This window comes from Deinococcus deserti VCD115, assembly GCF_000020685.1.
GTDB lineage: Bacteria > Deinococcota > Deinococci > Deinococcales > Deinococcaceae > Deinococcus > Deinococcus deserti.
In genome coordinates this window covers 318,207-324,711 of the sequence record NC_012527.1, presented here as the reverse complement: position 1 = coordinate 324,711, position 6,505 = coordinate 318,207, and the positions used below count along the sequence as shown (strand labels likewise).

Here is a 6,505-nt window from a genome sequence, read left to right as displayed (position 1 = left end):
AGAAGAGTATGCGCGTGACGCTGCGTTAAGCCGGTAGGGGAGGAGTGCCTGAACAGCAGGCGGTTCTCTGGCGCCACCGTTCGTTCCGTATCTCGCCATACCAGCCTGACGCTACGTCTTCACTCTGCTGCGGACTGGCGCAATCACCTGAGTGCTTGTGGCACAGGGCCGGACATCACTCTGACTTCTGGGAATCCTTCTCAGACTACGATTGTGGTGGAATCCAGCGTGTTACGGTCCACAGCATGGATTACGTACGGTTGGGTCAGAGCGGGCTGAAAGTCTCACGCATCGCGCTCGGCACCATGACTTACGGTGACCCTGGCTGGCGCGACTGGGTTCTTGATGAGGACGCCAGCCGCCCGTTTATTGCGCGTGCCGTCGAACTTGGCATCAACTTTTTCGATACTGCAGATATGTACAGTCTGGGCCGCAGCGAAGAAGTCCTCGGTCGGGCCCTCCGGCTGTTCACGTCGCGTGACCAGGCCATCATCGCGACAAAGGTGTACAACCCCATGGGTTCTGGCCCCAACGACCGCGGGCTGTCACGCAAGCACATCATGGACGCTGTCCAGGCCAGCCTGAAGCGTCTGGGAACCGATTACATCGACCTGTACCAGATTCACCGCTTTGATCCGGAGACTCCCATTCTTGAGACGATGACCGCACTGCACGACCTGGTAAGGATGGGTGCGGTGCGGTACATCGGTGCGAGCAGCATGCTGGCCTATCAGTTCGCCAAAATGCAGCATGCGGCGGATCTGCACGGGCTGACCCGCTTCGTGAGCATGCAGAACCATTACAACCTGGTGTACCGCGAGGAGGAGCGCGAAATGATGCCCTTATGCCGCGAGGACGGTGTGGGTGTCATTCCATGGAGTCCGCTGGCGCGCGGCTTTCTGGCAGGAAACCGCAGTGAACAAGAGCCCAAGACGACGCGGGCCCGCAGCGACACCTTCGGTCAGCGCCTGTACCGCACCAGGGGAGATTACGCAGTGCAGACACGCGTGGCTGAAGTCGCGCAGCGCCTGGGAGTGTTTCCGGCGCAGGTGGCCACCGCCTGGCTGCTTGCCCAGCCCGGCGTGAGTGCGCCGATTGTCGGAGCGAGCAAAATGCCCCACCTCGAAGACGCAGTGGCGGCCCTGAAGGTGAACTTGAGTGCTGAAGACTGCGCGGCGCTGGAAGCGCCCTACGAACCGCACCCGGTCCTGGGAATCTGAAAGCCCAGGCTGAACGTCCTCTACGTCCAGGTTCCGCTGATGCGGAGTCAGCACACCGGTGCTCGCCTAGGCCTCGGCGTCCATGAGTTCACCATTCACCTTGGCAACTTTTTTGTAAAGCGTGCCGGAGGTCACGGCGTCGGGAGTCGGAGCATCCTTCTCCAGGCCAGTAACCCTTTCTATCGTGTCTTTGAAGCCGATGACGACCCGCCAGCGCCTCTGATCAGCTGAACACACCCAGGTTGAATTGATAAACTTTCCGGTATCGGTACGGACGTCGGCTGCGATCAGGTCCCAGTGCTCAGGGTCGAACTGCTGCAGCTCCTCCATGGGAACACCCTCTTCAACCAGGCGGCGGCGAAATTGTGCGGAGTAGAACTTCAGCCTTCGGGCTCCAGCCATTTTGAAACGCACCCGGTCGAACAACGTTTCTGGCCCAGTCTCACAACGAAAGGAGGCAGTGTTGCCATGTGCTGAGCTTTTGTTCGGTGGTTGGCGGTCCGACATGCCGCAGGCTGGCAGAGCGGTTCCCGCACCGTGCAAGGTCAGCTTCACCCGGAGTTGGGAATTGCAAGGCGCACGCTGCCACTGCGCAGCAAACAGCATGAATGCTGCGCGGGTCAGTCCGCCGCCTCAACGTCAGGCTCTGGCCACCGAAGAGGCAACTCACTCAAGCGCTGAACTTTGATCGTGATTGCCTGTCCCAGACGGGTGACCGGACCGCACACGATAAGCGCACGCGCGTCCCGCAGCAGTACCCGGTTGGCCTCCCACAAATCCGGGCTGATGATGGCCTGCAGGCGTGCTGTGCGGTCTTCAAGAACGTAAAACGCGAAGCCCTTGGCTGTGGGCGGCCGCTGTCTGGCCACAATGACCCCGGCTACCCAGGCTGTGTCTCCATGGTTCAAACCGCCGAGCGCCTGGCATCCCAGGTCCCTCAGCCGCGCCCGGTGCGCGTCCAGGGGGTGCCGTCCCGTTTCGCTCAGTCCTTTCGTCCGGAGGTCCAGGGCGAGGTATTCGGTGCTGCTCATTTCCGGCAGTTCAGGTGGCTCGATGCCGGGTGCCAACAGAGGCCGCGTTCCAGCCTTCCGGGCATTTGCCAGGAGCGTCAGTCCAAACAGACCCTTTCTCCGGCTGGGCTCGATACTTGTCAGGCCACCAGCCAGCACCAGCTTCTCAAAGCGGTCCCGTGACAGGTCAATCCGGTCGTATGCGTCTTCCAGGGTGCTGAACTTTCCACCTATCAGGCGCTCGTGCACGATTTCCCGCGCTTTGGCTTCACTGATCCCCTCAACAGCCGTCAAGGGCACCCGGATGGTCCGCAGACTCTCGGCCCGGTAGCTCAAACCACTTCGGTTGATACAGACGGGAAGAAGGGTCACACCCCGCCGGCGGCATTCCTGAGCGATGGTGTTTGCCGGCCACATTCCAGGAGCCTCGGTCAAGAAGGCAGCGAAGTACGCCGCCGGGTAGTGGTGCCGCATGTACGCGCTGGCATAACTGTGCTGCGCAAATGCGTGGGCGTGCGACTCGGCAAAGCCGTATCCACGGAACATCGCGCACATCTCGAACACTTCCTCTGCCTCCCAGGGGAACGCCCCGCACGTCAGCGCTGCGCCACTCAGGAACTGTTCTTTCAGCTCTGCCAGCTCGTGCCCGTCTTCGACCTTGCTCAGCCTGGAGCGGAACCGGTCTGCGTGCGGCCAGTCGTATCCGGCGTAATGGACCGCAATACGCAGGATCTGCTCCTGAAACATCAGCGTGCCGTGAGTTGCCCTGAGAATGCTTTGCAAAGGCTCCGGACGTTCCGGTACCGGTTCTTCACCCCGTGCACGCCGGACATATGGGTGTACGGTGCCCGACTGGATGGGTCCTGGACGCACCAGGGCCACCTGATGGGCCAGCTGCGTCATGGTTTTCGGCTGAAGTCGCGCGGTCATCTGCACCTGAGCCGGGCTTTCAATCTGAAAAAGCCCCATGGTGTCCCCGCTGCTGATCTCGGCCCACACGCGCGGGTCGTCCGGCAACTCACCGTACGGCACCCACTCGTTCGTGAGGCGCAGCACCTCCTCTCTGGCGCGCTCCAGGGCCGCGAGCATTCGCAGCCCCAGCAGGTCGAGTTTGATCAACCCAAGTTTCTCCACGTCGTCCTTGTCAAACGTCAGCATCCGGATGCCCCCACTGGACCGGGTCAGAGGAGAGTAGAACGTCAGTGGTTCACTGCTCAGCACCACCCCCCCGGAGTGCGGCGCCAGGTGGCGCACGAAGCCTGGCTCAATGCGTTCCAGCAAGCAGAGCAGTGCTTCCTTGACCGGTGCGTCACCAAGCACTTCCGTAAAGGCCACCTCCGCTTCTCTCGCCCTGTGGGGGCGCAGGTGCCCGTAATCCCGCCCCAGCGCACGGCTCAGCCGGTCTCTCAGGTCTGGAGGCATTCCCAGGGCGCGCCCAAGGTCCTGGATGGCGCTTTTCATGCGGTACGTGATTCGGTTGGCCACCATCGCTTCCCCTGCACCAGACAGCCCCCAACGTTCTTCGACCCAGCGCAGCACCTGATCCCGCCGGGCACTGGCGATGTCGATATCCACGTCCGGCATGCTGGTGCGGCCGGTATGCAGGAAACGCTCAAACAGCAGGTTGTGCTCAATGGGATCAGACAGGGTGATGCCCAGCAGGTAACACAGCACCGACCCAGCCGCTGAACCCCGCCCAGCCGCCAGAATGCCGTGCTCCCGGCAGTAGTCGGTAACTTCTGCTGCCGTCAGGAAAAAGCCTGCCAGGTCCAGGTGCGCGACCGTGGCCAGCTCATCTTTCAGGCGGCGCAGGGCAGCCTCCCGTGCGCCCGGCGAGTATCTGGAACCCACCGCCGCGAACACACGCTCCTCCAGTACTTCCTGCGCCGTCTGAAAGGGCCGGAGTCTGGGCTCGGGACTGCGCAGCCGTTCAGGCAGCAGCTCGAAGGTGCACCAGTCTGCGATCCGCTCTGCATTCAATAGGGCGTCCGGGAAGGGCAGCAGATGTCCCCATTCTTCAGGAGTACCGACATGCCGTGCGTCATTGCGGGGCCGGTCCGGATGCGGGGTCTGCACATCAATGCCCAGCCGCGCGCAGGTCAGCGCGTCGAGCAGGCAATAGTCCGCCGCGTCTGCCATACAGACTTCCGGAGCAGCCACCACCGGCAGTTCCAGGTCGCGGGCCAGGCCGCGCAGGTACTCCAGCCGCCGCCGTTCATTCGGTGCTGCTCCGTGATACAGCTGCACGTACAGGCTGAAGGGAAAGATTCCCCGCAGTGTCCGGAGATAGAACGCGGCCCGCGCGACCTCCCGCTGCTCGCCGAGGACCGTCGGGAATCCTGTGCGCCCACCCGTCAGACACAGCAGATGGTCCTGGAACTGCCGTCCCGTTTCCTGCAGGAGTGACAGTGGAAGCCCGCCCGGATATTGACCCTGTACGTCCGTGATCAAACGGCACAGGACCGCGTACCCCGGGCGGTCACGCGCGAGGAGCACCACCGGGTAGGGCTCATATGGCGCGGGCGAACGCGGCGGGGCAGGGAAGAGCACCGGCAGCGTCACGCCGACAAGTGCCGCCAGACCAGCTGCCCGAGCGGCCTCGCCAAGCTCCACGGCTCCAGCGACACTGCACCAGTCCGCCAGTCCCACGGCCGAATACCCGGCGTCTGCTGCCCGCTGGACCAGACGTCTGGGACTCACGGTGCTTCGGCCCTCACTGAAGTACGACTGACATGCGAGCAGGACCTGCAGCCGCGGCACACCTAGTCCTGCACTCTGGCCAGCCACCAGCGCCCCTCCTGGGCATCCTCATGATGCAGTTCCGCAGTCAGGCTTCCTGCCTGCACGAAGTAGCAGTTGCGGGGCGCTTCCCCCAACCACCAGCGACCCCCAGCCCGCCACCAGTCCAGCACCGCCTGCACCGGGTAGGTCTGTCCGTTCCAGATCAGCCTGGCCGGCTGACCATTGCGCACTTCCACCTCCACCTGCTGCTGTACGGCCTTCATGGCTGCGCACCTTCAAAGAACGCCAGGATGCGGTCCACAGCCTTCTCCCGCGCCTGCGCCCGGGTCGGCGTCCAGGTCATCTGAGGAGTCATGGGCGTCGGACGCACCTCTCCGGTCTGCCAGTCCACCCATTCGTACATGGCGTTGGTGGTATACGCCCAGGGGTCCAGCCAGCGCACGCGAACAAGGGCATCTGGAAAACGGTCCAGCACGTTCCGGGTGACGTCCAGGTCAGCCAGCCCTGCCCAGAGGCCCACCATGCGTGAGGGCTGCTGAAGGCCGCTGAACTGCACGCTCAGCCGGTCGATCCCGATGGCAAGAGCGCCGGTATCTTCCAGGGCAAGGCCCGCGACCCGCATGAGTCCGCCGCTATCCAGAGGCCACTTCAGTTTGCGGGTGGCCGTAAGGGAGCCGCCCAGCGTGTCACAGCGGACCGTCAGGTACGCGGCTGTCCGGCCGCGCAGCCCGGTCATCAGCCCTGGCAGCAGTTCCTGAAAGGCCGCGTCGGCCTCAAGGCTATTCAGCAAAGGCGCGTCGGTGTCCAGGCTGGCTTCGAGAATCTGACCTGGAACATACCTGGGGAGCTGCTCGGTGCGGTGCCCTTTCAAGAAGCGGTTCACCTGGGTTCCCATGTCGACGCCTAGAAACGCTTCCCGTTGTGCGGCACTCCATTTGCACAGATCCGCCAGGCCGGTGACGCCCAGAAAACGCAGGCGCTCAGCCTGAGCAGGGGAGAGGCCCAGGACCTGCAGGTGCTCTAAAGGCACCAGGTTCAGGAACGCCTGTTCTGCCTGTTCACCAGGGTGCACCTCCCGGACTTCTCCCGCTTTGGCACGCAGCGCCGCCAGATGCGCGACTTCCAGGCTGCCCGCCAGACCCACCGGGGCCTGCAAGGCGGCCGCCAGGTCACGGGCCGCCCCCAGGCTGAGTTTCAGGAAGATCAATCCAGGGGTACGGCCCTCCACCCGGTCGCTGTAGCGGACGTACATCTGCTCAAGCAGTTCATTCCACGCGGCGGCTGCCAGGGGCGCATTCATCGTTTCCGCGTGCAGTTCAGGGCAGCGGCTCAGGGCGGCCGTATCCCGCATGCCCACCTTCACGCCGGCGTCCCGCGCGCCAGGACTGACGTGCAGCACCCGGCGGCCTCCACCGCTGCCTTCTTCGCTGAGTACCGCCACGGGCACGCCCGGATGACGCCGCTGGAGCAGTTCCAGCGGCCAGGGGGAGAGCAGGACGCAGGCGATCAGACTCGGCGTGCGTCCTGCCATGC

At 63.7% G+C, this 6,505-nt stretch carries 5 protein-coding genes; 1 reads left to right on the top strand and 4 read right to left on the bottom strand.

Annotated features, from left to right (window positions below; translation table 11 throughout):
• The first annotated feature begins 245 nt into the window (after positions 1-245).
• The gene (locus DEIDE_RS14740) at positions 246-1,220 is read left to right on the top strand and encodes an aldo/keto reductase (protein WP_012694774.1); all 975 of its coding nucleotides are present in this window, start codon (positions 246-248) and stop codon (positions 1,218-1,220) included.
• Between the two features lie 66 nt (positions 1,221-1,286).
• On the opposite strand, the gene DEIDE_RS14735 is transcribed toward DEIDE_RS14740, so the two are convergent.
• From DEIDE_RS14735 to DEIDE_RS14720, 4 genes are read right to left on the bottom strand one after another with little or no spacing between them, the layout of a single operon-like run.
• Complete coding sequence (locus tag DEIDE_RS14735; RefSeq protein WP_041227758.1) at positions 1,287-1,826, bottom strand: hypothetical protein; 540 nt, start codon at positions 1,824-1,826, stop codon at positions 1,287-1,289.
• A 14-nt stretch (positions 1,827-1,840) separates the two neighbouring features.
• On the bottom strand, positions 1,841-4,990 hold the full coding sequence (gene dnaE / locus DEIDE_RS14730) for a DNA polymerase III subunit alpha (RefSeq protein WP_162485675.1): 3,150 nt from the start codon (positions 4,988-4,990) through the stop codon (positions 1,841-1,843).
• Positions 4,991-4,992: 2 nt separating this feature from the next.
• Complete coding sequence (locus DEIDE_RS14725) at positions 4,993-5,235, bottom strand: DUF6504 family protein (protein ID WP_012694772.1); 243 nt, start codon at positions 5,233-5,235, stop codon at positions 4,993-4,995.
• Complete coding sequence (locus DEIDE_RS14720) at positions 5,232-6,503, bottom strand: Y-family DNA polymerase (RefSeq protein WP_012694771.1); 1,272 nt, start codon at positions 6,501-6,503, stop codon at positions 5,232-5,234. Before DEIDE_RS14720 ends, DEIDE_RS14725 begins: the two co-directional genes overlap by 4 nt.
• Between the last annotated feature and the right edge of the window lie 2 nt (positions 6,504-6,505).

Excerpts from the sequence above, each read along its gene's own strand:
- DEIDE_RS14740 (WP_012694774.1), top strand. The coding sequence starts at position 246 with ATGGATTACGTACGGTTGGGTCAGAGCGGGCTGAAAGTCTCACGCATC.
- DEIDE_RS14735 (WP_041227758.1), bottom strand. The coding sequence starts at position 1,826 with ATGCTGTTTGCTGCGCAGTGGCAGCGTGCGCCTTGCAATTCCCAACTC.
- DEIDE_RS14725 (WP_012694772.1), bottom strand. The coding sequence starts at position 5,235 with ATGAAGGCCGTACAGCAGCAGGTGGAGGTGGAAGTGCGCAATGGTCAG.
- DEIDE_RS14720 (WP_012694771.1), bottom strand. The coding sequence starts at position 6,503 with ATGGCAGGACGCACGCCGAGTCTGATCGCCTGCGTCCTGCTCTCCCCC.